This window comes from Streptomyces sp. NPDC007264 (assembly GCF_042869095.1).
In the GTDB taxonomy this organism is placed as follows: domain Bacteria; phylum Actinomycetota; class Actinomycetes; order Streptomycetales; family Streptomycetaceae; genus Streptomyces.
Genome location: NZ_JBIAFD010000022.1, coordinates 96,651 through 120,715, shown reverse-complemented (window position 1 = coordinate 120,715; position 24,065 = coordinate 96,651). Strand labels below are relative to the sequence as shown.

The 24,065-nt window shown below is 72.5% G+C and carries 22 protein-coding genes; 9 read left to right on the top strand and 13 right to left on the bottom strand.

What is annotated here, in order from left to right:
- Window positions 1-577: 577 nt before the first annotated feature.
- The gene (trpS, locus tag ACFYMU_RS29615; protein ID WP_388379584.1) at window positions 578-1,576 is read left to right on the top strand and encodes a tryptophan--tRNA ligase; all 999 of its coding nucleotides are present in this window, start codon (window positions 578-580) and stop codon (window positions 1,574-1,576) included.
- Between the two features lie 56 nt (window positions 1,577-1,632).
- On the opposite strand, the gene proC is transcribed toward trpS, so the two are convergent.
- The 7 genes from proC to ACFYMU_RS29580 all read right to left on the bottom strand — a co-directional run bounded on the left by proC (window position 1,633) and on the right by ACFYMU_RS29580 (window position 6,421).
- Window positions 1,633-2,445, bottom strand: a complete 813-nt coding sequence (gene proC, locus ACFYMU_RS29610; RefSeq protein ID WP_388379582.1) for a pyrroline-5-carboxylate reductase — start codon at window positions 2,443-2,445, stop codon at window positions 1,633-1,635.
- 192 nt (window positions 2,446-2,637) lie between these two features.
- Complete coding sequence (locus tag ACFYMU_RS29605; protein WP_388379579.1) at window positions 2,638-3,411, bottom strand: ABC transporter permease; 774 nt, start codon at window positions 3,409-3,411, stop codon at window positions 2,638-2,640.
- A complete protein-coding gene (locus ACFYMU_RS29600; RefSeq protein ID WP_388379576.1) occupies window positions 3,408-4,229 on the bottom strand; it encodes an ABC transporter ATP-binding protein in 822 nt (273 codons plus the stop codon). Before ACFYMU_RS29600 ends, ACFYMU_RS29605 begins: the two co-directional genes overlap by 4 nt.
- A 107-nt stretch (window positions 4,230-4,336) precedes the next feature.
- Complete coding sequence (locus ACFYMU_RS29595) at window positions 4,337-5,131, bottom strand: class I SAM-dependent methyltransferase (RefSeq protein WP_388379573.1); 795 nt, start codon at window positions 5,129-5,131, stop codon at window positions 4,337-4,339.
- 68 nt (window positions 5,132-5,199) lie between these two features.
- Complete coding sequence (locus ACFYMU_RS29590) at window positions 5,200-5,691, bottom strand: EamA/RhaT family transporter (RefSeq protein WP_388379570.1); 492 nt, start codon at window positions 5,689-5,691, stop codon at window positions 5,200-5,202.
- Between the two features lie 47 nt (window positions 5,692-5,738).
- Window positions 5,739-6,020, bottom strand: a complete 282-nt coding sequence (locus tag ACFYMU_RS29585) for an SH3 domain-containing protein (RefSeq protein WP_388379608.1) — start codon at window positions 6,018-6,020, stop codon at window positions 5,739-5,741.
- 80 nt (window positions 6,021-6,100) lie between these two features.
- The gene (locus ACFYMU_RS29580) at window positions 6,101-6,421 is read right to left on the bottom strand and encodes an SH3 domain-containing protein (RefSeq protein WP_388379567.1); all 321 of its coding nucleotides are present in this window, start codon (window positions 6,419-6,421) and stop codon (window positions 6,101-6,103) included.
- 179 nt (window positions 6,422-6,600) lie between these two features.
- Here ACFYMU_RS29580 and ACFYMU_RS29575 point away from each other — a divergent pair, with 179 nt between their 5' ends.
- Window positions 6,601-8,691 (top strand): PQQ-binding-like beta-propeller repeat protein, encoded by a 2,091-nt coding sequence (locus tag ACFYMU_RS29575; protein ID WP_388379564.1) that lies wholly within the window; start codon window positions 6,601-6,603, stop codon window positions 8,689-8,691.
- A 48-nt stretch (window positions 8,692-8,739) separates the two neighbouring features.
- Here ACFYMU_RS29575 and ilvD read toward each other — a convergent pair whose 3' ends face one another.
- The 4 genes from ilvD to ACFYMU_RS29555 form a co-directional block, all read right to left on the bottom strand.
- A complete protein-coding gene (gene ilvD, locus ACFYMU_RS29570; protein WP_388379561.1) occupies window positions 8,740-10,593 on the bottom strand; it encodes a dihydroxy-acid dehydratase in 1,854 nt (617 codons plus the stop codon).
- A 152-nt stretch (window positions 10,594-10,745) separates the two neighbouring features.
- On the bottom strand, window positions 10,746-11,372 hold the full coding sequence (locus ACFYMU_RS29565) for a TetR family transcriptional regulator (protein WP_388379559.1): 627 nt from the start codon (window positions 11,370-11,372) through the stop codon (window positions 10,746-10,748).
- A 64-nt stretch (window positions 11,373-11,436) separates the two neighbouring features.
- Window positions 11,437-12,261 (bottom strand): sugar phosphate isomerase/epimerase family protein, encoded by an 825-nt coding sequence (locus ACFYMU_RS29560; protein WP_388379556.1) that lies wholly within the window; start codon window positions 12,259-12,261, stop codon window positions 11,437-11,439.
- Between the two features lie 312 nt (window positions 12,262-12,573).
- On the bottom strand, window positions 12,574-13,506 hold the full coding sequence (locus ACFYMU_RS29555) for a Ppx/GppA family phosphatase (protein ID WP_388379553.1): 933 nt from the start codon (window positions 13,504-13,506) through the stop codon (window positions 12,574-12,576).
- Between the two features lie 71 nt (window positions 13,507-13,577).
- Here ACFYMU_RS29555 and ACFYMU_RS29550 point away from each other — a divergent pair, with 71 nt between their 5' ends.
- A complete protein-coding gene (locus ACFYMU_RS29550; RefSeq protein WP_388379550.1) occupies window positions 13,578-14,426 on the top strand; it encodes a hypothetical protein in 849 nt (282 codons plus the stop codon).
- Window positions 14,427-14,755: 329 nt separating this feature from the next.
- Here the strand turns inward: ACFYMU_RS29550 and ACFYMU_RS29545 are convergent, their stop codons facing one another.
- Window positions 14,756-16,489, bottom strand: coding sequence for a hypothetical protein (locus tag ACFYMU_RS29545; protein ID WP_388379547.1), 1,734 nt, complete (start codon window positions 16,487-16,489; stop codon window positions 14,756-14,758).
- Window positions 16,490-16,980: 491 nt separating this feature from the next.
- Between ACFYMU_RS29545 and radA the strand changes: the two genes are divergently transcribed.
- Together radA and disA are read left to right on the top strand one after the other, a co-directional pair.
- Window positions 16,981-18,390, top strand: coding sequence for a DNA repair protein RadA (gene radA, locus ACFYMU_RS29540; RefSeq protein ID WP_388379544.1), 1,410 nt, complete (start codon window positions 16,981-16,983; stop codon window positions 18,388-18,390).
- A gap of 81 nt (window positions 18,391-18,471) precedes the next feature.
- On the top strand, window positions 18,472-19,596 hold the full coding sequence (gene disA, locus ACFYMU_RS29535; protein ID WP_388379541.1) for a DNA integrity scanning diadenylate cyclase DisA: 1,125 nt from the start codon (window positions 18,472-18,474) through the stop codon (window positions 19,594-19,596).
- A 165-nt stretch (window positions 19,597-19,761) separates the two neighbouring features.
- On the opposite strand, the gene ACFYMU_RS29530 is transcribed toward disA, so the two are convergent.
- Window positions 19,762-20,580: a hypothetical protein gene (locus tag ACFYMU_RS29530; RefSeq protein WP_388379538.1), complete on the bottom strand. Its 819-nt coding sequence runs from the start codon at window positions 20,578-20,580 to the stop codon at window positions 19,762-19,764.
- Window positions 20,581-20,806: 226 nt separating this feature from the next.
- Here ACFYMU_RS29530 and ACFYMU_RS29525 point away from each other — a divergent pair, with 226 nt between their 5' ends.
- The 4 genes from ACFYMU_RS29525 (at window position 20,807) to cseB (ending at window position 24,059) form a co-directional block, all read left to right on the top strand.
- Entirely contained in the window at window positions 20,807-21,781 is a 975-nt protein-coding gene (locus ACFYMU_RS29525; RefSeq protein WP_388379535.1) for an A/G-specific adenine glycosylase, read from the top strand.
- Window positions 21,782-22,173: 392 nt separating this feature from the next.
- Window positions 22,174-22,713 carry a SigE family RNA polymerase sigma factor gene (locus ACFYMU_RS29520; protein ID WP_388379532.1) on the top strand — a complete coding sequence of 180 codons (540 nt, stop codon included), beginning with the start codon at window positions 22,174-22,176 and terminating at the stop codon, window positions 22,711-22,713.
- Entirely contained in the window at window positions 22,701-23,354 is a 654-nt protein-coding gene (locus ACFYMU_RS29515; RefSeq protein WP_388379529.1) for a hypothetical protein, read from the top strand. The genes ACFYMU_RS29520 and ACFYMU_RS29515 overlap by 13 nt, the downstream gene beginning before the upstream one ends.
- A 9-nt stretch (window positions 23,355-23,363) precedes the next feature.
- Window positions 23,364-24,059 carry a two-component system response regulator CseB gene (gene cseB / locus ACFYMU_RS29510; RefSeq protein ID WP_388379526.1) on the top strand — a complete coding sequence of 232 codons (696 nt, stop codon included), beginning with the start codon at window positions 23,364-23,366 and terminating at the stop codon, window positions 24,057-24,059.
- Window positions 24,060-24,065: the final 6 nt, after the last annotated feature.

The window sequence follows — 24,065 nt, the reverse complement described above, 5'->3', positions numbered from 1 at the left end:
TCAAGGAACGGACGCTTCCTTCGTACTCACCGCAAGAACACTCTCGCGGCTTTCCTCCGGGCGCTTCCCTTCGGTGTTTCCGACTCTATCAGATCCTTTCGGAGCTGATTCCCGGTCAGAGCGGGTCGTCTTTGCGGCTGTTGGGCCGTTCCGACGAGTGAGACTTTAGCGGATTCCCGTCTCCCGAGCTAATCGGGGCCGCGTCCTCACACATGTTCGGACATGGATTCCTCGTTCCGCGAATACACATGCCAATAGGCACGACGACAAGTCGCCGTTGGCGATGAGTACCTGCGGAATGGTCGTCCGGGGACCGACCGGAGTCGGCGCTCACGTCGGACAACCCGGAGAACACTACGGATCGGTCCGGGGCGTGTCAACTCGGCTCCGTACCACGCCGGTGGGAGGTAGTCTCGTCGTCATGACATCGCGTACGTGTACCCAGCAGTGGTGGCCCGCCTGACGGCGGCCGCACTCACGTATGCACTCAACGGCCGCCGCCCCGGCGGCCGTTTCCGTATCTCCCTCCTGAAGGGCGGCCGGCCGGGCGCGGCGGCTCAGACCAGGAGGTGGAGCAATGACACGGGTCTTCAGCGGGATCCAGCCGACCGGGCATCTGACACTGGGGAACTACCTGGGAGCCATGCGCCGGTGGGCCGAGGTGGACCAGCACCAGGCCGACTCCCTTTTCTGCGTCGTCGATCTGCACGCCCTGACCGTGGACCACGATCCGGCGCGGGTGCGCAGGCTCAGCCGGCAGGCGGCGACCCTGCTGCTCGCGGCGGGGCTCGACCCCGAGTTGTGCACCGTGTTCGTGCAGAGCCATGTCGACGAGCACGCGCGGCTGTCGTATCTGATGGAGTGCGTGGCCACGGACGGCGAGATGCGGCGGATGATCCAGTACAAGGAGAAGGCCGCACGGGAGCGGGAGCGGGGCGGGAGCGTGCGGCTGTCGCTGCTGACGTATCCCGCGCTGATGGCGGCCGACATCCTGGCGTACGGGACGGACGAGGTGCCCGTGGGGGACGACCAGACACAGCACGTGGAACTGGCGCGTGATCTGGCGGTGCGGTTCAACCAGCGGTACGGGCACACCTTCGTGGTGCCTCGCGCGACCCCTCCGAAGGTGGCGTCACGGGTCATGAATCTGCAGGTCCCGACATCGAAGATGGGGAAGTCGGACGACTCCGGACAGGGAGTCGTCTATCTGCTCGACGAGCCGGACGCGGTGCGGAAGAAGATCATGCGGGCCGTGACCGACAGCGGGACGGACGTCGTCTACGACCGGGAGGCGCGGCCCGGCGTGGCCAACCTCCTGGAGATCCTGGCCGCGTGCGAGGGGGGCGATCCGGAGACCCTGGGCGCCGCCTACGCGTCCTACGGTGCGTTGAAGAAGGACACCGCGGAGGCCGTGGTCGAGGTGCTGCGGCCCCTGCGGCAGCGGCACAAGGAGCTGTGCGCGGACCCCGGTCATGTGGACGGGGTGCTGCGGGCCGGTGCCCGGCGCGCGAGGGACATGGCCAGACCGCGGGTCGACGAGGCGTATCGGGCCATCGGGCTGCTGCCGGCCGGCTGAGTGCCGCGCGCCCACCGCCGGCGCCCACCGCCGGGACTCGGCGGTGGGCGCGCCGGTCAGCCGGTGCTGCCCGAGGCCAGCTCACGGCTGCGGTCGCGGGCCGCTTCCAGCGCCGCGATCAGGGCAGCCCGTACACCGTGCTTCTCCAGTTCGCGGATCGCGCTGATCGTCGTGCCCGCGGGCGATGTGACGTTCTCGCGGAGCTTCACGGGATGCTCCCCGCTGTCGCGGAGCATCACCGCCGCGCCGATCGCGGACTGGACGATCAGGTCGTGCGCCTTGTCACGGGGGAGGCCGAGCAGGATCCCGGCGTCGGTCATCGCCTCGACCAGGTAGAAGAAGTACGCCGGCCCGGATCCGGAGAGGGCGGTGCAGGCGTCCTGCTGCGACTCGGGGACGCGGAGGGTCTTGCCGACGGCCCCGAAGATCTCCTCCGCGTGGGCGAGGTGGGCGGCGGAGGCGTGCGCACCGGCGGAGATCACGGACATGCCCTCGTCCACCAGGACGGGAGTGTTGGGCATGACGCGGACGACGGGGACGTTCTCGCCGAGGCGTTCCTCGATGGAGGCGGTCGTGATGCCGGCGGCGGCGCTGATCACCAGACGGTCGGCGGTGATGTGCGGGGCCAGTTCGTCCAGGAGCCTGCCCATGTCCTGGGGCTTGGCGGCCAGGATGAGGGTGTCGGCGCGCTTGGCGGCGTCGGCGTTGCCCACGGGTTCGACGCCGTAGCGGGTGCGGAGCTCCTCGGCTCGTTCCGGGCGGCGGGCGGTGACCAGGAGGTCCGCGGGGGCCCAGCCGGCCCGGATCATTCCGCTGAGCAGGGCCTCGCCGATCTTTCCGGTGCCGAGGACTGCGACTTTCTGGGTCATGGTGCGGTGCCCTCCGGGGGTTGCGTCGTCCGATTCATCCTCGCACCGGAAGCGGTGGTGCGGCTCGGGTGTCCGGAGGGCGGGACACGGGTTCGGGTTCGCTTGTGGCCCGGGCCGACCTGGTTGCCTGTGCGGGCGCGGTGGCCCCTGTCGGCGCGGTGAGTGGTGGGCGCGGTGGTGGGCGCGAGGGGATCAGACCGTCCTGCGTCGCAGCGTCGCCGCCCCCAGTCCCAGCACCAGCAGTGCGCACCCCGCCACGACCAGCACGTCCCGCACGAACGTGGCCGTCATCTCCGTGTGCCGGAGGACCTCGTTCATGGCGTCCACCGCATAGGACATCGGGAGCACGTCGGAGATCGCCTCCAGGGCCGGGTGCATGGCGGAGCGGGGGGTGAACAGTCCGCACAGGAGCAGCTGCGGGAAGATCACCGCCGGCATGAACTGGACCGCCTGGAACTCCGAGGCGGCGAAGGCCGAGACGAACAGGCCCAGGGCCGTGCCGAGCAGGGCGTCCAGGAGGGCCACCAGGAGCAGGAGCCAGGCGGAGCCCGTGACGTCCAGGCCCAGGAACCAGACCGCCAGGCCGGTCGCCAGGGCCGACTGGATGATCGCCACGGAGCCGAAGGCGAGGGCGTAGCCCGCGATGAGGTCGCCCTTGCCCAGGGGCATCGCGAGGAGGCGTTCCAGGGTGCCGGAGGTGCGCTCGCGCAGGGTCGCGATCGACGTCACCAGGAACATCGTGATCAGTGGGAAGATCCCGAGCAGCGAGGCCCCGATGGAGTCGAAGATGCGCGGACTGCCGTCGAAGACGTAGCGCAGCAGGAACAGCATGAGGCACGGCACGATCAGCATCAGCGCGACGGTGCGCGGGTCGTGGCGGAGCTGGCGCAGTACCCGGGCGGCCGTCGCCGTCGTACGGGAGCGGTTGAGGGCGCTGCCCGTCGGCTGCGGGAGGGGCATGGTCATCGGGTCGTCTCCTTTCCGGCGCCGCTCTTCGCCGCGGCCTCGTCCACCAGGTGCAGGAACGCCCCCTCGACCGTCTCGGCTCCGGTGCGGGTGCGCAGTGCGTCCGGAGTGTCGTCGGCGAGGATCTCGCCCTCGCGCATCAGCAGGAGACGGTGGCAGCGCTCGGCCTCGTCCATGACGTGGGACGAGACGAGGAGCGTGGCGCCCCGGTCGGCCGCGATGGTGTGGAAGAGGTTCCAGAGGTCACGGCGCAGGACCGGGTCGAGCCCGACGGTCGGCTCGTCCAGGACGAGGAGTTCCGGGGTGCCCAGGAGCGCGACCGCGAGCGAGACGCGGCTCCGCTGCCCGCCGGAGAGGGTGCCGGCGAGGGCGTCGGCGTGCGAGGCGAGGTCGATGTCGTCGAGGACGCGGGCGATGTCGCGGCGGCGGTCGGCGGCGGTGGCTCCCGGGTCCAGGACCGAGGCGAAGTAGTCGAGGTTCTGTCGGACGGTCAGGTCGTCGTAGACGGAGGGCGCCTGGGTGACGTAACCGATCCGGGAGCGCAGGGCGGGGTCGCCCGCGGGGCGGCCGAGGACGTCCAAGGTGCCGGTGACCTTGGCCTGGCTGCCGATGATCGCGCGCATGAGGGTCGTCTTGCCGCAGCCCGAGGGGCCGAGCAGGCCGGTGATCTGGCCTCGGGGCACGGAGAAGCCGAGGCCGCGCAGGACCGTGCGGGAGCCGCGTACGACGGTGAGGTGTTCGGCGCGGACGGCGGGAGCGGGGGCGGCGGACCGCGGGTTCGGGAGGCCGGGTGGATGCCGCCGACGAATATTCATCATGCGATGAATACTGCGCGCGGCGTCGATCGACCGTCAAGGGCCTGACGGACCCGCGGCATTGTGTGACGGATCTCATCGGTGGCTCGAGGTGGCTCGAGGTGGCTCGCTCACGGTCGCCTCGCCACGACGAGTTCGACGTCGTAGACCTCCTCGACGAGGCCGCCCGGGAAGACCTTCAGGAGGTGTTCCCGCTCCTCGGCGAGGAAGGTGTTCGCCCCCTCCTCGCCGAGGACGAGGAAGATCGAATGGCTGCCGATGTTCGCCAGATGGGTGTCGAGGGGGACCGTGCGGCTCCAGCGGACGACACGGTGGGTGTGGGCCGGGACCACGGGGGCGCCGGCGAAGGCCCGTTCGGTCCGGATGCCGCCGGCACCGCTCTTGGAGGCTTGCCCGGTGCCGAAGAACCTCCTGACGCGCTCCGCCTGCTCGGCGATCCACGGGACGTCCCCGGCGTCCGTGTTCCACCACAGCGCGAGCGCCCCGCCCGGGCGCAGGACGCGCAGGGCCTCCGGGACCGAGCGGACCGGGTCGGTCCAGTGCCAGGACTGGGCGTAGGTGAGGACGTCGGCGGAAGCGGCGGCGAGGGGGAGGGCGTTGCCGTCGCCGCGCACGAGGGGCACGGCGGGGAGGGCCCGGCGGAACTGCGCCGCCATGCCGTCGCCCGGTTCCACGGCGACCACGTGGGCGCCGCGGTCCCGGAGCAGGGCGGTGGCGATACCGGTACCGGCACCGATGTCCGCGACCCGGGCGCCGGCCAGGGGGCGGCCGGCGAGGTCCTCCAGGGCGTCGAGGAGCGCGGGCGGGTAGGAGGGGCGGTTCGCGGCGTACTGGGCCGCGGCGGCGTCGAAGGAACGGGCCCGGGCGGAGTGGGAGGGGGCGGAAGAGGCGGAGGAGGCGGTCATACCCCCATGGTGGTGGGCGGCCGGGCCGCACGGCGGCAGGAATCCGGGGCGCCGGTCAGGGGCTCCGGTCAGGGGCTCCGTCTGCGGGACGGGTTGCCAGTGCGGCGGGAAGCGCGCTTCTCGTGCGCGGCGCGGGCCGTCTCGTACTCCTCGCGGCGCGCCTTCTCGCCGGGGGCCTCGCTGAGCGAACGGACGAAGTAGGCGAGCAGCGAGCCCACGAAGCCGATCGCCAGGAGGCCGCGCAGGCGCGCCTGGCGGTCCGGGTCGGGGCGCTCGGTGAAGGCCCCCCATGTGTGGCCGAACGCCAGCGCGCTGCACACGGCGAACATCACCACGACCATCAGGGTCACCGGCTTGCCGACGTCCGCGATCTGCAGGCCCTGGTAGGCGAAGCGCAGCACGAGACACGAGACGGCGGCGGCCGCGAGGGAGCCGACGCAGACGGCGAGGCGACGGATCGGGTAGCCGCCGTCGTGCTCGACCCAGGTCGTGCCGAAGTAGCGGATCGGTTCGGGTCGGGGGCCCCGGGGGGTGGCCGGAGTGCCGTTCTCGTCGCTCACGCGTCGATTATCACTCCGGCCACGACCGGGGTTCCGCCGCCCCTGGGTCAACCGCAGCGCGAGGCCACGTAGCCGTCGCTGCCCGTGTTCACGTACGCGTCCGAGACGTACTCACCGTTGTCGATGTTGTCCCAGATGTTGCTGGTGCCGTACGGGCCCGTCACCGTCGTGCCCGTTGTCTGGCAGAAGATCGGCACTTTCGCACCGGAGGGCAGGACTGTGACGACCGTGTAGTCGGTGCCCGGGCCGCTGCGGACGTTGAGCTGGACGCCGGGTGCCACGGGGTAGTAGGTCAGCGCCGAGGCGGACATGGGCGAGCCCAGCACCATGAGGAGGGCGCCTGCGGCGGAGCCCGCCAGCAGAACCGATCTGCGCATCCTGGGTGTCATCTCATTCTCCCGTTCGGGCGTCAGGCGCAGCGCGAGGCCACGTAGCCGTCGCTGCCCGTGTTCACGTACGCGTCCGAGACGAACTCGCCGTTGCTGATGTTGTCCCAGATGTTCGACGTGCCGTACGTGCCCGTCACCCATGTACCCGGTGTCTGACAGTAGATCGGCACGTAGGCGCCCTCGTTCAGGACGCGAACGATGGGGTAGCCGGTCCCGGGGCCGCTGCGGACGTTGAGCCGGACGCCCGGCGCGACCTGGTAGTAGCGCAGGGCCGCGGTCGTGGCCGTCGCCACGGACTCCGTTTCCTGGCCACCGGCTTCTTCGACTCGGTCGACAGACATGGAAAACCTCCCCCGTTGAGCCCCATGACCGCCATGGGGCCCCGTTGATTCCCTCGCATCACGCCGCGAAACATGCGTGTACAACTCGCACGCGGAGGCTAGCAAGCCGCCTCGGTCTCGCACATGTCATCGACTAGGCTCCGTGCGTCGCGCGCGCACGAAGAGCACGGGGGTGGTCCATGACACCACAGCGCAACACCGAAGCGGGCGCGGAAGCGGAACTTCCCGAGTACGCCGGCCAATACCATCTGGAGTCCTGCCTGGGCTCCGGCGGCATGGGTGTGGTGCATCTGGCCCGGAGCACCTCGGGCATGAAGCTCGCGGTGAAGGTCGTACACGCCGAGTTCGCCAAGAATCCCGAGTTCAGGGGGCGTTTCCGGCAGGAGGTCGCCGCGGCGCGGAGGGTGAGCGGTGCCTTCACCGCGCCCGTGGTCGACGCCGATCCGGAGGCCGCGCGGCCGTGGATGGCCACGCTGTTCATTCCCGGCCCGACGTTGGCCGAACAGGTGAAGCGGAACGGCCCCATGCCCCCGGATCAGTTGCGCAGGCTGATGGCCGGGCTCGCGGAGGCGCTGCGCGACATCCATCGGGTCGGGGTCGTGCACCGGGACCTGAAGCCCAGCAATGTGCTGCTCGCCCAGGACGGGCCGAAGGTCATCGACTTCGGCATCTCCCGTCCGAAGGACAGCGAACTGCGCACCGAGACGGGGAAGTTGATCGGCACGCCGCCCTTCATGGCGCCCGAGCAGTTCCGTCGGCCGAGGGAGGTCGGCCCCGCCGCCGACATCTTCGCGCTCGGGTCGGTGCTGGTGCATGCGGCCACGGGGCGCGGGCCGTTCGACTCCGACAGCCCCTACATCGTCGCCTACCAGGTCGTGCACGACGAGCCCGATCTGACGGGCGTGCCGGAGAACCTCGTGTCGCTGGTGCTGCGCTGCCTCGCCAAGGAGCCGGAGGACCGGCCCACGCCGGATGAGCTGATGCACGAGCTGCGGTCGGTCTCGGCGTCGTACGACACGCAGACGTTCATACCGGCACAGCGGACCGGTGAAGGACCGAGGTCTGAGCCGCCCGTCGAGGAGCCGGAACAACGGCCGGGCCGTCGGCGCAAGCAGGTGGCCCTGGCAGCCGGTGCGCTCGTGCTGACGGTGGGCGGTGCGTTCGCCGGGGTCCAGTGGCTCGGCGACGGCGGTCCCTCACCGGCCCGGGCCGGCTCTCGGACCGCACCGGCCGGCTTCAGGCCGTGGGAGGCCAAGCCGGTGCCGGGGGAAACGGTGATGGCCCAGTGTTCGTACGGGGGCGGGAAGCTGCTCTGCGCGCAGTCCGGAGTGGTCTTCGCGCTCTCCCCCTCCGACGGCAGGCTGCTGTGGCGGCGTTCCCTCGGCAACGCCCCCATGAGCGGCCCCCCGGTCATGTCGGGTGGACTGGTGCAGGTGTCGACACGGGACAACCGGCGCGTGGAGGCCCTCGGTCCCGACACCGGCAGGTCCCGCTGGCAGCAGGACCTGCCGGTGGAGAGGGGGATGGAGTACGCCGGCGGCATGCTCCTGCTCACGCACGCCGACGGGATGGTCACGGGCCTGGACAGCGCGTCGGGCGACGTGAAGTGGGCACGGCGGATTCCGGGCCAGAGCACGCCGTACTTCTCGTCGTTCGCCGGGGACCCGCTGGCGTATGCCACGAGTACGTCCGACGACGGGACGAGCACCCGGATCACCGCGGTGGATCCGGTCACGGGCACGGTGCGCTGGGAGGCGCGGCTGGAGGGAACGCTGAAGCCCGTCGGCACCCGGAGCGGATCGGTCTTCTTCCTCGCCGTCGACAGCCGCTACGAGGAGGCGGAGGCCGTCGTCCGCTACACCCCGGGATCCAAGGTGTCGCGCCGGGTGCCCCTGCCCGTCCATCGCCAGGACGCCCAGGTCACCCTGCACGGGGACGTCGTCTACCTGCTTGCCACCGGGGGGGCGCTGGAAGCCGTCGATGTGCAGGCGCGCAAGCGGCTGTGGCACCTGGAAACGTCCGTGAGTCGTGGATCGGCGCCGTCGGCCGACAGCGCCCACGTGTTCCTCACCGCGGCCGACGGGCGGCTGCTCGCCGTCGACGCCCGTAGCGGAAGACTCGTCGGACAGACCCCGCCGCGGCTCGCCGCGAACGGGGGCGGGGTCGAGGCCGCCCTGCCCCGGCCCGTACTCGCCGACGGCCACGTCTACACCAGCGCCCCCGACGGCACCGTCTTCGGCGTGGACGGGCGCGATCCGTCGCGGTGGTGACGTACGTGAGGGCCGCCCCTGGCGGAGCGACCCTCACGGCACGGACCCTCAGCCGAGCTTCGTCACGTCCCGCACCGCGCCCTTGTCCGCGCTCGTCGCCATCGCGGCGTAGGCGCGCAGGGCGGCCGTGACCTTGCGGTCGCGGTTCGCGGGGACGTAGGCGCCGTTCAGGGCGGCGCGGCGGTCGGCCAGTTCCTCCTCGCCGACCAGGAGGTCGATCGCGCGGTTCGGGATGTCGATGCGGATGCGGTCGCCGTCCCGGACCAGGGCGATCGTGCCACCCGAGGCCGCCTCGGGGGACGCGTGGCCGATGGACAGGCCCGACGTGCCACCGGAGAAGCGGCCGTCCGTGATCAGCGCGCACGCCTTGCCGAGTCCCCGACCCTTCAGGTACGAGGTCGGGTACAGCATCTCCTGCATGCCCGGGCCGCCCTTGGGGCCCTCGTAGCGGATGACGACGACGTCGCCCTCCCTGACCTGCTTGGTCAGGATCTTCTCGACGGCCTCGTCCTGCGACTCGCAGACGACCGCCGGGCCCTCGAACGTCCAGATCGACTCGTCGACGCCCGCCGTCTTCACCACGCAGCCGTCGACCGCGAGGTTCCCCCTGAGGACGGCCAGGCCGCCGTCCTTGGAGTACGCGTGCTCGACGGAGCGGATGCAGCCGTTCTCGGCGTCCTCGTCCAAGGCCTCCCAGCGCTCGGACTGGGAGAACGCCTCGGCGGAGCGGACACAGCCCGGAGCCGCGTGCCACAGCTCCACCGCCTCGGGGGACGGGGAGCCGCCGCGGACGTCCCAGGTCTTCAGCCAGTCCGCGAGGGAGGGGCTGTGCACGGCGTGGACGTCCTCGTTCAGCAGGCCCGCCCGGTGCAGTTCGCCGAGGAGCGCCGGGATGCCGCCGGCGCGGTGCACGTCCTCCATGTAGTACGTGCGGTTCTTCGCGACGTTCGGGGCCACCTTCGCCAGGCAGGGCACCCGGCGCGAGACCTGGTCGATCTCCGCCAGGCCGAAGGGGACACCCGCTTCCTGGGCGGCCGCCAGCAGGTGCAGGATCGTGTTGGTCGAGCCGCCCATCGCGATGTCCAGGGCCATCGCGTTCTCGAAGGCGGAGAAGGTCACGATGGAGCGCGGCAGGACCGTCTCGTCGTCCTGCTCGTAGTAGCGGCGGGTCAGGTCCATGACCGTGCGGGCGGCGTTCTCGTACAGCGCCCGGCGGGCCGTGTGCGTGGCGAGGACCGAGCCGTTGCCGGGGAGGGAGAGGCCGATCGCCTCGGTGAGGCAGTTCATCGAGTTGGCCGTGAACATGCCGGAACAGGAGCCGCACGTCGGGCAGGCGTTCTCCTCGATGCGGAGGATGTCCTCGTCGGAGATCGTGTCGTTGGCGGCGTCGGCGATCGCGTCGATCAGGTCGAGGGAGCGGACGGTGCCGTCGACCAGGGTGGCCCGGCCGGCCTCCATCGGACCTCCGGAGACGAAGACCGCCGGGATGTTCAGGCGCAGCGCCGCCATCAGCATGCCCGGGGTGATCTTGTCGCAGTTGGAGATGCAGACCAGGGCATCGGCGCGGTGGGCCTCCACCATGTACTCCACGCTGTCCGCGATCAGGTCGCGGGAGGGCAGGCTGTAGAGCATGCCGCCGTGGCCCATCGCGATGCCGTCGTCCACCGCGATCGTGTTGAACTCGCGCGGGATGCCGCCCGCCTCCGTGATGGCCTCGCTGACGATCCGGCCCACCGGCTGGAGGTGGGTGTGACCCGGCACGAATTCCGTGAAGGAGTTGGCGACCGCGATGATCGGCTTCCGTCCGATGTCCGCACCGGGTACACCGGAGGCACGCATCAGGGCACGGGCGCCCGCCATGTTGCGGCCGTGGGTGACTGTGCGGGACCTCAGCTCGGGCATCGTCGCTCGCTCCTTCGGAGAGTTCTGACTCACATCGAGCCTACGCCGGTGCTCCAAGGGCCGGACACGATGTCCGGGATACGGGATGTGTGTCTCGGGCTGCGGCCGGCCGCCGGGAGTGGCGCGCCCTCGTGGACCGGGGGACCCCGGCCTCAGGGGTTCGTCAGGTGCCCCTGCACGACCGGCGCCAGCCGCGCCACCAGGTGTTCCAGGTCCGCCGACGCCACCGGCTCCGCCTTGATCACGTACCGCAGCATCGCCACCCCGACCAGCTGTGCGGCCGCCAGCTCCGCGCGCAGTTCGGGGTCCGGCACGTCCAGCTGTCCCGCGACCCGGCGCATCAGCTGCGCGGTGACCAGGCGGCGGAAGACTGCGGCCGCGGTCTCGTTGGTCACGGCGGAGCGGACGACGGCCAGCAGCGGCTTACGGGTCACGGGGTTCTCCCAGACGCCGAGCACGAACCGGGTCAGGCGCTCGCCGACGGCGTCACGGGGGCCGTCGGAGACCACGTCCGGCGCCTTCAGAGCGGGCGCGAAGACGATCTCGATGGCCGCTTCGAAGACCTGCTCCTTGGTGCCGAAGTAGTGGTGCACGAGCGCGGAGTCGACCCCGGCGGCCTTGGCGATGCCGCGTACGGACGCCTTCTCGTAGCCGCGCTCGGAGAACTCCTCGCGGGCCGCCTCCAGGATGCGGTCCCGGGTGGCCGGGGCCGCCGCCGTCTCCGTACGGCTGGGCCGTCCCCGGCCGCGGCGCACACGGCTCGCTCCGGTCACCGGCACAACCCCCCGCTCCTCCGCGTCCCGCCCGGCCCCCTCGCCCGCGCCCCCCTCGCCCGCCTCCCGCTCACCTGCGGGGGACCTTCGCGGCCGACGCGAGGTGGAGACGCGTGAAGGCGAGGGCTTCCGCGAGGTCGGCCTCCCGCTCGGCGCTGGACATGGCGCGGCGGGTGTTGACCTCGATGACGACGTGCCCGTCGAAGCCGGTGAGCGCCAACCGCTCCAGGACCTCGGCGCAGGGCTGGACGCCGCGGCCGGGCACGAGGTGCTCGTCCTTGCTGGAGCCGTTGCCGTCGGCGAGGTGGACGTGGCCGAGGCGCTCGCCCATGCGGTCGAGCATCCGCAGGGCGTCGGTGCGGGCCGTCGCGGCATGGCTGAGATCGATCGTGAAGTGGCGGTAGTCGTCCCCGGTGACGTCCCAGCCGGGGGCGTAGGCGAGCATCTCGCGGTCGCGGTAACGCCACGGGTACATGTTCTCGACGGCGAACCGCACATCCGTCTCGTTCGCCATGCGCCAGACGCCTGCCACGAAGTCACGGGCGTACTGGCGCTGCCACCGGAAGGGCGGGTGGACGACGACGGTGTCGGCGCCGAGCTTCTCGGCTGCGGCCCGGGCGCGCTGGAGCTTGACCCACGGATCGGTGGACCAGACACGCTGGGTCACCAGCAGGCACGGTGCGTGCACGGCCAGGATGGGGATCCGGTGGTGGTCGCTGAGCCGGCGCAGCGCCTCTATGTCCTGGCTGACCGGGTCGGTCCACACCATGACCTCGACCCCGTCGTACCCGAGGCGCGCCGCGATCTCGAAGGCCGTCGCCGTCGACTCCGGATAGACGGAAGCCGTCGACAGGGCGACCTTCGCATCCGGGATGCGCACTACAGGTTCTGCCACGAAGGACAGGGTACGGGGCGTCGCGTTGACATGGAGGGCCTGATGCGGCAAGAGGGCTGTGGCAAGGGGCACAGCAGACGATTGCCGCCACCGCTCGGGCGCGGTGTCGCACCCCCCGCTCCCGCCGCCCCGTGGCCGCGCGCCCCGTCGGCGTCCCGCCCGGCCGCGCCCCGTCGGCGCCCCGTCGGCGTCCCGCCCGGCCGCGCCGCGTCGGCGCCCCGCCCCCACGGCCCCGGCTGCCCCGCGGCCCTGGGCCCGGCGGCCCGCGGCCCTGGGCCCTGGGCCCCGTCGTCATGACGGGGCCGGGCGGACCTAGGCCGTCACCATGTGGTCGAGGCGCCGCAGGATCACACCCTCCCGCAGCGCCCACGGGCAGATCTCCAGCGCCTCCACCCCGAAGAGGTCCATCAGCCCCTCCGCGACCAGCGCCCCGGCGAGGAGCTGGCTCCCGCGGCCTTCGGAGACGCCCGGCAGGTCCTCGCGTTCGTCGTAGGTCATCCCGGCCAGCCGCGGCACCCACGCCTCCAGGGACTCCCGCTTCAGCTCGCGCTGCACGTACAGGCCCTCGGCCGAGCGTGCCGCCCCGGCGATGCGGGCGAGCTGCCGGAACGTCTTGGAGGTGGCGACGACGTGGTCGGGCGCCCCGATGCGGCTGAACTCGCCGACCGTGCGGGCGATCTCCGCCCGTACATGGCGGCGGAGCGCCTTCACATCGGCCGGATCCGGCGGGTTCCCGGGCAGCCAGGCCGCGGTGAGCCGGCCGGCCCCCAGGGGCAGCGACACCGCCGCGTCGGGTTCCTCGTCGATGCCGTACGCGACCTCCAGCGAGCCGCCGCCGATGTCGAGGACGAGCAGCTTGCCGGCCGACCAGCCGAACCAGCGGCGGGCCGCCAGGAACGTCAGCCGTGCCTCCTCCTCGCCGCTCAGCACCTGGAGCTCGACGCCGGTGGCCGCCTTGACCCGGGTCAGCACGTCGTCCGCGTTGCTCGCCTCCCGGACCGCGGAGGTGGCGAACGGCAACAGGTCCTCGACGCCCTTGTCCTCGGCCGCCTGCAGGGCGTCCAGGACGACGGCGATCAGCCTGTCGACCCCTTCGGTGCCGATGGCACCGCTGTCGTCGAGCAGTTGCGCGAGCCGCAGCTCCGCCTTGTGCGAGTGCGCGGGCAGCGGGCGCGCGCCGGGGTGCGCGTCCACCACCAGCAGATGCACCGTGTTGGAACCCACGTCGAGGACACCGAGTCTCATGCACGGAACGCTACTGCCAGTCCGCCGGTCCTCGGTCCTGAGAGTGATGCGGGGCCGCTTACCCTGGATGCGTGCCAAAGACGAAAAAGGCGAAGACCGACAAATCCTCCAGGGGATCGAAGGATTCTTCGCAGGCGAGGGCGTCCGGGCCCGCGAAGGCCCCGAAGGTGAGCGACGAGAAGGGGCTCGACTTCGCGCGTGCGTGGGTGGAGTTCCCGGATCCCGCCGACGACGAGCAGGTGTTCCGCTGCGACCTGACATGGCTGACCTCGCGCTGGAACTGCGTCTTCGGGAGCGGCTGCCAGGGCATCCGGGAGGGCCGTGCGGACGACGGATGCTGCACCCTGGGGGCGCACTTCTCGGAGGAGGACGACGAGAAGCGGGTGGCCGCGCACGTGGCACGGCTGACGCCGGAGATCTGGCAGCACCATGACGTGGGCACGGAGACCGGCTGGGTCGTGGAGGACGACGAGGGTTCGCGGCAGACCCGCCCCTACCAGGGCTCGTGCATCTTCCAGAACCGGCCCGGGTTCCCGGGCGGGGCCGGCTGCTCGCTGCACATCCTGGCGCTGCGGGAGGGGCGCGAGCCGCTGGAGACCAAGCCGGACGTCTGCTGGCAGCTGCCGGTGCGGCGGACCTACGACTGGATCGAGCGGCCCGACGACACCCGGGTACTGCAGGTGTCGATCGGCGAGTACGACCGCCGGGGCTGGGGGCCGGGCGGTCACGACCTGCACTGGTGGTGCACCTCGGCGACGTCGGCGCACGGCGCGGGCGAACCGGTGTACGTCTCCTACCGGGCCGAGCTGACCGAGCTGATGGGCAAGGCGGGGTACGACCGCCTGGCAGGGCTGTGCGAGCAGCGGCTGGCGTCGCAGGGGCCCCTGGTGGCTCCGCATCCCGCGGATCCGGAGGTCTGACCGGGCGGCGGGGCGCGCCGGCGACCGCGGAGGCTCCCGGTGCTCAGGTGACGCCTCGCGGTGCGGGCGCTTCTTGGTGCTCGGGTGGCGCCTCCCGGTGCGGGCGCCTCGCGGTGCTCAGGTGGCGTCTCCCGGTGCGGGCGCCTCTTGGCGCTCGGGGCGCCGCGTCCCGGTGATGGGCACGCCGCGTCCCGGTGATCGGGGAGCCGTGCCCTGGCCATCTGGGCGGCGCCCCGGTGCTCGGAGCGCCGCGCCCCGGCCGGCGGGGCGGCGTCTCGGTGCTCGGGGTGGCGCGTCCCGCATCTTCCGGGTCAGGCGGGTCAGGGCGCCTATGAGGCCGGGCTCGGGGAGCCGCTGTCGGTGGGCGGGGGCGTCGACGAGGGCGGGTCGGTGGCGGGCGGACTCGTGGGCGACGGGTCCGTCGGGGTCGGGGCGCTGGGCGTGGGGTCGGGGGCGGTCGGCGTCGGATCGCCCGGCCCGGGATCGGACGGGGTGGTGTGCGTGGGGGTCGGGTGCGGGTCGGACGGGTCCGCCGCCCCGTACCCGTCGATCGTGACCACGGCGTCCGCGGGAGTCACGGCCACGCGCGCGTGCCAGGGGCCGGACGGCTCGTGGAGGTGGTCGACGTAGACCCGTACCGTGAACGACTCGCCGGGCCCGAGCGTCCCGGAGGAACGGTTCATGTAGAGCCAGGAGGCACCCGTCGACACCGACCAGCGGACCGGTGAGCCGCCGGAAGCCGTCAGCTTGACGAGGGTCGTGGTGCCGTCGCTGCCGGCCGTCACCGCGAGGCGTCCCGCTCCCGCGCCCGACTTCACGCCGAGGACCTCGACGGAGACGTCGGGCGAGCGGCCGTCCTTGCCGAAGCGGGTGTCGGGTCTCGCGCTGGCGTTGCCCGCGTTCTCGTAGCCGCCCGGGCCCTCGCCGCCGAGGGTGTCGGGGCCGTGCGCCTCGGTCGCGGTGGCGGGGCGGCCGTCGGTGCCCTCGCCGACGAGGGGCGCACCGCGGTAGGCGGCCCACAGGGCGAGGACGGGGGCCGCGACCACGGTGGCGACGACGGTCGTCGTGACGGCACGTGCACGCAGCCGGTCGCGGCGGGCCGCGTGGTCCTTGGGGTCCATGGGGAAGCCGCGCCGGTCGAAGCGGGGGGCACCGCCACGCGCGCGTGAGGCATGGGCCGTCGCGACGCCCAGGGCCGCGCGCGGGGCCTCGACGACGGGGAGCGCGTCGGGGGTGACGCTGGTTCCCGGCCAGGTGCCGGGGACCGCGCGCTCGGCGGTGCGGCGGCAGCGCGGGCAGTCGTCGACGTGCCGGACCAGCTCGCGGCGCAGGGTGGCGTTGAGGACCAGCTGCTGGTCGCCGGTGAGGCGGGCGACGCCCGGACAGGTGCCGGTCTCGACGACGGCGAGGGCGGCACGGGTGCGCTCGACCTCGCAGGCGCCCGACGCGAGGAGTTCCCGGGTGGAGGCGAGGTCCATGCCCAGCACCGCGGCGACCTCGTGGGCGGCGAGCTGGTGGCGTACCGCGAGTTCGAGTGCCTCGCGCTGTTCGGGGGTGGTGCCGGCGGCCTCGGGCCAGGCCAGCTGCACCAGTTCCCGACGGCGCAGCTCCTGGAGCTGCTCGGGAACGGGCGCGGCGCCGATCGCCGCGGCGGCGCGCCGGTCGGCGGCCTCCTTGCGCGCGCGGTGGCCGCGATCGCGCCCGGCGGCGTGGCCGGCCTGGTGACGGCGCCGGGCCTCGGCGAGCCGGCGCAGACAGGACCAGCGGGCGAGGGCGTACAGCCAGGCACGGCGGTCGTCGGGACTCTGCGGGCCGCGTGTGCCGCGGCGCTCGGCGAGCGCGAGGGCATCCCCCAACGCGCCGGTCGCCGCGTCGTGGTCGCACAGCACGGAGAGGCAGTAGGTGAAGAGGCCGTCCAGGTAGGGCTCGTAGCGGGCGGGCGGCCGCTGTGCCGTGGTGCGGATGCTCGCGCCACGAGGAGCGCTCCCCCGCTTGCGCGTTTCCTCGCGCGCCGGGTGTGCGCCGGTGGCGTGCTCTGAGGTGTCCGGCCTGCTGCTCATCACCCGTGCGACCGTAGGCGCCCAGGGGTGGCGCCTTCTCCCCCCTTGCGCACTTTTACTCCGTACGGGTGAAACGATCCCCCGTACGAGGACAGGAACGTGCGATTCCACGGCTCGTGGGGGGCGCTGCGCGCCTGGAGTCTACGCGCAGGTGGGCGGCGCGTCCGGCCGGTTCGCCGGGCTCGCCGCCGAACGGGGCGGCGGCGGACAGGGCCGCGACGGACGGGGGGCAGCCGACAGGCTGGCGACGGACGGGGGCGGCCGACAGGGCCGCGACGGACGGGGGCGGCCGACAGGGCCGCGACGGACGGGCCGGCGAACGGGGCCGCGGACGGGCCGACGAACGGGGCCGCGACGGACGGGCCGGCGAACGGGGCCGCGACGGACGGGCCGGCGGACGGGCACGGGCACGGATGGAGTCCGGGGAGCCCCGCCCGGTCGACCCCGCACACGTGAGTCCCGGAGTGTCGGTGTGCTCGGCTACGGTTTCGTCCATGGCTGCCCGTACCAAGACCACCAAGGACCGTCCGTCCTACCGCTGCACCGAGTGCGGCTGGCAGACGGCCAAGTGGCTCGGCCGCTGCCCCGAGTGCCAGGCGTGGGGGACGGTCGAGGAGTACGGCGCGCCCGCGGTGCGCACGACCGCCCCGGGCCGGGTGACCAGCTCGGCCCTGCCCATCGGGCAGGTCGACGGCCGGCAGGCCACCGCCCGTTCCACCGGCGTGCCCGAGCTGGACCGCGTCCTCGGCGGCGGGCTCGTGCCGGGCGCGGTGGTGCTGCTCGCCGGCGAGCCCGGCGTCGGCAAGTCGACGCTCCTGCTGGACGTCGCGGCCAAGGCGGCGAGCGACGAGCACCGCACGCTGTACGTCACGGGCGAGGAGTCGGCGAGCCAGGTGCGGCTGCGGGCCGACCGCATCCGGGCCATCGACGACCACCTCTACCTGGCGGCGGAGACCGATCTCGCGGCGGTGCTGGGTCACTTGGACGCGGTCAAGCCCTCGCTCCTGGTCCTCGACTCCGTACAGACCGTCGCCTCCCCCGAGATCGACGGCGCACCCGGCGGCATGGCGCAGGTGCGGGAGGTCGCCGGGGCCCTCATCCGCGCCTCCAAGGAGCGCGGCATGGCCACCCTCCTCGTGGGCCATGTCACCAAGGACGGCGCGATCGCCGGTCCGCGCCTGCTCGAGCACCTCGTGGACGTGGTGCTGCACTTCGAGGGCGACCGGCACGCCCGCCTGCGTCTCGTACGGGGCGTCAAGAACCGGTACGGCGCCACGGACGAGGTCGGCTGCTTCGAACTGCACGACGAGGGGATCACGGGCCTGGCGGACCCCAGCGGCCTGTTCCTGACCCGGCGCGACGAGCCGGTGCCCGGCACCTGTCTGACCGTCACCCTGGAGGGCCGCCGCCCCCTGGTGGCAGAGGTCCAGGCGCTGACCGTGGAGTCGCAGATCCCCTCCCCCCGGCGGACCACGTCGGGCCTGGAGACCTCCCGCGTCTCGATGATGCTGGCCGTGCTGGAGCAGCGCGGCCGCATCAGCGCCCTGGGCAAACGGGACATCTACTCCGCGACCGTCGGCGGCGTGAAGCTGTCCGAACCCGCCGCGGACCTGGCGATAGCGCTGGCCCTGGCGAGCGCGGCGAGCGACACCCCGCTGCCCAAGAACCTGGTGGCGATCGGCGAAGTGGGCCTGGCGGGCGAGGTCAGACGGGTCACGGGCGTCCAGCGCCGCCTGACCGAGGCGCACCGGCTGGGCTTCACGCACGCGCTCGTCCCGGTCGATCCCGGCAAGGTCCCGGCCGGGATGAAGGTGCTGGAAGTGGCGGACATGGGCGACGCCCTGCGGGTCCTTCCGCGCTCCCGTCGGCGAGAGGCCCCGCGGGAGGAGGAAGACCGCCGGTAGACTTTGCCCTGGTCTCGCCCGTCCGTACGACCGAGTGTGCGACACGGGAGCGCCTGAAGAACCTGCGACCGGAGGAGTGCAGTGGCAGCCAACGACCGGGCGGCAGCTCCCGGAAAGTCCGGTGGGAGTTCCGGTGCCGATGGCCTGATGCGCGCCTCACTGAGCGCCGTGGCACCCGGCACGGCCCTGCGCGACGGACTGGAGCGGGTGCTCCGCGGCAACACGGGCGGTCTCATCGTGCTCGGCTCGGACAAGACCGTCGAGACGATGTGCACGGGCGGTTTCGTACTGGATGTCGAGTTCACGGCCACCCGGTTGAGGGAGCTGTGCAAGCTGGACGGCGCCCTCGTGCTCTCCTCGGACCTGTCGAAGATCCTGAGGGCGGGAGTGCAGCTGGTCCCGGACCCCACGATCCCGACGGAGGAGACGGGCACGCGCCACCGCACGGCGGACCGGGTGAGCAAGCAGGTCGGTTTCCCCGTGGTCTCGGTCTCCCAGTCGATGCGTCTGATCGCGCTGTACGTGGACGGGCAGCGGCGGGTGCTCGAGGACTCGGCGGCGATCCTGTCCCGCGCCAACCAGGCCCTCGCCACCCTGGAGCGGTACAAGCTCCGCCTGGACGAGGTGGCGGGCACACTGTCCGCGTTGGAGATCGAGGACCTGGTGACGGTCCGGGACGTCTCCGCAGTGGCGCAGCGCCTGGAGATGGTCCGCCGCATCGCCACCGAAATCGCCGAATACGTGGTCGAACTGGGCACCGACGGGCGTCTGCTGGCCCTCCAGCTGGACGAGTTGATCGCGGGTGTGGAGCCCGAGCGCGAGCTGGTGGTGCGCGACTACGTGTCCGAGCCGACCGCCAAGCGTTCCCGCTCGGTCGAGGAGGCGCTGTCCGAGCTGGACGCGCTGACCCACGCCGAGCTCCTCGAACTGCCCACGGTGGCGCGGGCGCTGGGCTACACCGGCTCGCCCGAAGCCCTCGACTCGGCGGTGTCCCCGCGCGGCTTCCGGCTGCTGGCGAAGGTCCCGCGGCTGCCCGGCGCCATCATCGACCGCCTCGTGGAGCACTTCGGCGGCCTCCAGAAGCTGCTCGCGGCGAGCGTCGACGACCTGCAGACGGTGGACGGCGTCGGCGAGGCCCGCGCGCGCAGCGTGCGCGAGGGGCTGTCGCGACTGGCGGAGTCGTCGATCCTGGAGCGGTACGTCTAGGGCGACCTCGGCGCGGTGGCCGGAGAGGTTCGCCTGATCCAGTGCCCCGGCAGGCAACGTTTGCCCGTCGAGGAGCGGCGTCGTGGGGGTCCCCCGCTCGAGCGGAGCCGAGAGCGGGGGAGCGTGCCGGACGTCGCGACGGGGCGAACGTTGCCTGCCGGGGCCCTAGTCCTTCGAGAGCACGAACGACGTCTGGACCTTCGGGAAGCCCGGGGCCTTCGCCTCCACCAGGTACGTGCCCGTCGACGCGGAACCCGCCGGGGGTGTCGCGCAGTCGGGAGCGCTCGGCTTGCGGTCCCACGTCACCGTGTACGTGGCGCGGTCGTTCGCGGGCACACGGAACAGCACGCTTCCCGAGCCGCCCGGACAGTCGGCGGAGGACCAGAAGGGGCTGTCGCTCCCGGTCTGAGTGATCGTCACCACGGCGCTCTTCGGGCCGAGATCGACCTTGCAGTCGCCCCCGGACGAGTTCTTCGCGACCAGCCGGATGGTGGGGGTCTCTCCGGGCGCGTAGGTGTTGTGGACGCTCTGCAGTGCCAACTGCACGGCTCCGGCGGCGCAGTTGGGCAGTGAGGATCCCGACCCGGCGGGCAGTTGCCGGCCACCGCCGACGCCCTCGCTGCCGCCGTCGCCACCCGAGTCGCCGCCCGACTCGCCGTTCGCCCCGCCCGAGCCGTCGGACCCCGGCGAATCGGACGACCCCGGTGAACCGGACGAGCCCGAACCGTCCCCGCCGCCCGACTCGTCTCGCCCGCCCGGGTGTTGGCTTATCGCGGGTCCGGTGCCGGACGGTCCCGGAGTGATCGACGAGGTGGGGTGCTTCCCGTCCGAACCGCTCGCTTTGTCCTTCCCGCCGCCACCCGAAGAGGTGACCATCCACATGGCGAAGAGCGCCAACACGACGACGGCGGACAGCAGTGCGGCCCTCCGTCGCCAGTAGATGGAGGAGGGAAGCGGCCCGACCGGATTGCGCAGAGATCCCACGGCGCAAACTGTACGAGAGATCGGACCCCGGCCTCGCCCCACCCGCCACCCTCATCACAATTTTTCCGGATCATCATCCCGCGCGGGCCCCGCCCGCCGCCGCCCCGCAGCGGACGAGGGGGCCTCCTGAGCGCCCCGCCGGAGTCGACGGGCCCACCGACACACGCACCGCACCCCGAGCCGGTCCCCCACCCGCCCACCCCTCAGTGGCAGGATCGACCTCGTCATGACTGCACCCACCACCCCCACCGCCGCCCCCGCCCCCGCTCCCACTCCCGCGCCCGCCCGCACCCCCGCCCAGGCCGACGCCCCCGCCGGCCAGGATCCGGGCAAGGCTCTGCACGCCCCGGTCATCGCCTGGTTCGACGAGCACGCCCGCGATCTGCCCTGGCGGCGCCCGGAGGCCGGCCCCTGGGGCGTGATGGTCAGTGAGTTCATGCTGCAGCAGACACCGGTGGGCCGCGTCCTGCCCGTCTACGAGCAGTGGCTCGCCCGCTGGCCACGCCCGGCCGACCTCGCCAAGGAACCCCCGGGCGAGGCGGTCCGCGCCTGGGGCCGCCTCGGCTATCCGCGCCGCGCGCTGCGCCTGCACGGCGCCGCGGTCGCCATAACGGAGCGGCACGGCGGGGACGTACCCACCGATCACGCGCAACTGCTCGCCCTGCCGGGCATCGGCGAGTACACGGCCGCGGCCGTCGCGTCCTTCGCGTACGGCCAGCGGCACGCGGTCCTCGACACCAACGTGCGCCGCGTCCTCGCCCGCGCGGTCACCGGAGCGCAGTACCCGCCCAACGCCACCACCGCCGCCGAGCGCAAGCTGGCCCGCGCGATGCTGCCCGAGGACGAACGCACGGCCTCCCGCTGGGCCGCCGCCTCCATGGAACTGGGCGCGCTGATCTGCACCGCGAAGAACGAGAGCTGCCACCGGTGCCCGATCGCCGCGCACTGCGCCTGGCAGCTGGCCGGGAAGCCCCGGCACGAGGGCCCGCCGCGCCGGGGCCAGACGTACGCGGGAACGGACCGCCAGGTGCGCGGCCGGCTGCTGGCGGTGCTGCGGGAGGCCGTGGGCCCCGTCCCCCAGACGGTCCTGGACCGCGTCTGGGACGAGCCGGTGCAGCGGGCCCGCGCCCTCGACGGGTTGGTCTCCGACGGCCTGGTGGAGCCCCTCCCCGGCGGCCTGTACCGCCTCCCGCTCGCCTGACGCGGACGGCCCGGGCACGGCACCGCCCGGGCCGTCCTCGCACGCCCCGCGCACACCGCGCGAACAGGCGGCGCACAGCCGACGGCGCGCCGAGTCACAGACATCACCGCGTCACATCACGGTGTCACGCACCCAACGAGGCGGCATATCACCCCATAGCGCCACCAAACCCCGCCTTGCCTTACCCCGTTCCTACATCCGTTACACAACCGACGGACAGCCGAGCGCTGTCCGCAGGCTGTCTCGGACAGCGCCGTGACAACCCGCCCGTAGCTTCATATGCGTACCGCGGAAGGCGGCACAGAAGCTGACACAGGGTTCGGCGAACCGGCGCCCGGCTGCTGACCGCAGCCGGCACACAGGTCGGGAAACGGGGAACGGAGGCGGTTGGAATGGCGCACGGCGAGGTGCTCGAATTCGAGGAGTACGTCCGCACTCGGCAGGACGCGCTGCTGCGCAGCGCGCGCCGGCTCGTCCCGGACCCGACCGACGCGCAGGACCTGCTGCAGACCGCGCTGGTGCGCACGTACGGCCGCTGGGAGGGCATCGCGGACAAGCGCCTGGCGGACGCCTACCTGCGCCGCGTGATGATCAACACCCGCACCGAGTGGTGGCGGGCCCGCAAGCTGGAGGAGGTCCCCACCGAGCAGCTCCCCGACGCCTCCGTCGAGGACTCGACCGAGCAGCACGCCGACCGCGCCCTGCTGATGGATGTCCTGAAGGTTCTCGCTCCGAAACAGCGCAGTGTCGTCGTGCTGCGACACTGGGAGCAGATGTCCACGGAAGAGACGGCCGCCGCCCTCGGCATGTCGGCCGGAACGGTCAAGAGCACGCTGCACCGGGCGCTCGCCCGGCTCCGGGAGGAGCTGGAGGCGCGCGACCTGGACGCACGCGCGCTGGAGCGTGAGGAGCGGGAGCGTTGCGCGGCCTAGGCACGGGGACCATACGGCCCGGGGGAGCCCTCAAGGCGGCGGTGGCGGCGATGGCCGCGATCGCCGCTGTCGGTCTTTTGCTGTCCGCCTGCGCCACCGGCGGCACGGGCGCGCGCGACGAGGGTCCCGCGGGCAGCGACCACGTGGTCGCCGCCTCGCCCGCCCCGTCGCCCACCACCAAGGAGCCCACGCGGCTGGACGTGGTGAAGCTGGTCAAGGACGATCCCGAGGTCTCGCGCGCGGTCAAGGCGGACCTCAAGCCCTGCGTGGCCGACGAGTACCCGGTCGACGTCTCCTACGGCGAGCTGACCGGAGGCCCCGTGAACGACATCGTGGTGAACGTGATGACCTGCAGCGACGCGGTCGGTGTGGGGGCGTACGTGTACCGGATGAAGGATCACAGGTACCAGAACGTGTTCAAGTCCGAGCTGCCGCCGGTCTACGCGGAGATAGACCGCGGTGAGCTGGTGGTCACCCAGCAGCTCTACGAGAAGGGCGACTCTCTGTCGTACCCCTCCATCGAGGAAGTGATCACCTACGGCTGGCGGAGGGACCGCTTCACGGAGGTCTCCCCGCGGACACGCAACGAATACAGCAACACCGTGGGCAACGGCGGCACGTCCGCCCCGAGAGAGAACTGAGAACGGCGGATGGCAGAGCAGACCCACGTCCTGTTCGTCGAGGACGACGACGTCATCCGCGAGGCCACCCAGCTCGCGCTGGAGCGGAACGGCTTCGCGGTCACCGCCATGCCCGACGGGCTGTCCGGCCTGGAGGCGTTCCGCGCCGACCACCCCGACATCGCCCTGCTGGACGTGATGGTGCCCGGCCTGGACGGAGTCAGCCTGTGCCGCCGCATCCGGGACGAGTCGACCGTTCCCGTGATCATGCTGTCCGCGCGCGCCGACTCGATCGACGTCGTGCTCGGCCTGGAGGCGGGCGCCGACGACTATGTGACGAAGCCGTTCGACGGTGCCGTGCTGGTCGCGCGCATCCGCGCGGTGCTGCGCCGCTTCGGCCACGCGAGCAGCGGCGACCCGGCCGCGTCGTCGGTGGACGGCGGTGTGCTCACCTTCGGCGACCTGGAGGTCGACACCGAGGGCATGGAGGTGCGGCGGTCGGGGCAGCCGGTCGCGCTCACCCCGACCGAGATGCGGCTGCTGCTGGAGTTCTCGTCCGCCCCGGGCACGGTACTGTCGCGTGACAAGCTGCTGGAGCGCGTGTGGGACTACGGCTGGGGCGGTGACACCCGCGTCGTCGACGTCCATGTGCAGCGGCTGCGCACGAAGATCGGCCAGGACCGGATCGAGACGGTCCGCGGCTTCGGCTACAAGTTGAAGGCCTGAGCAGGA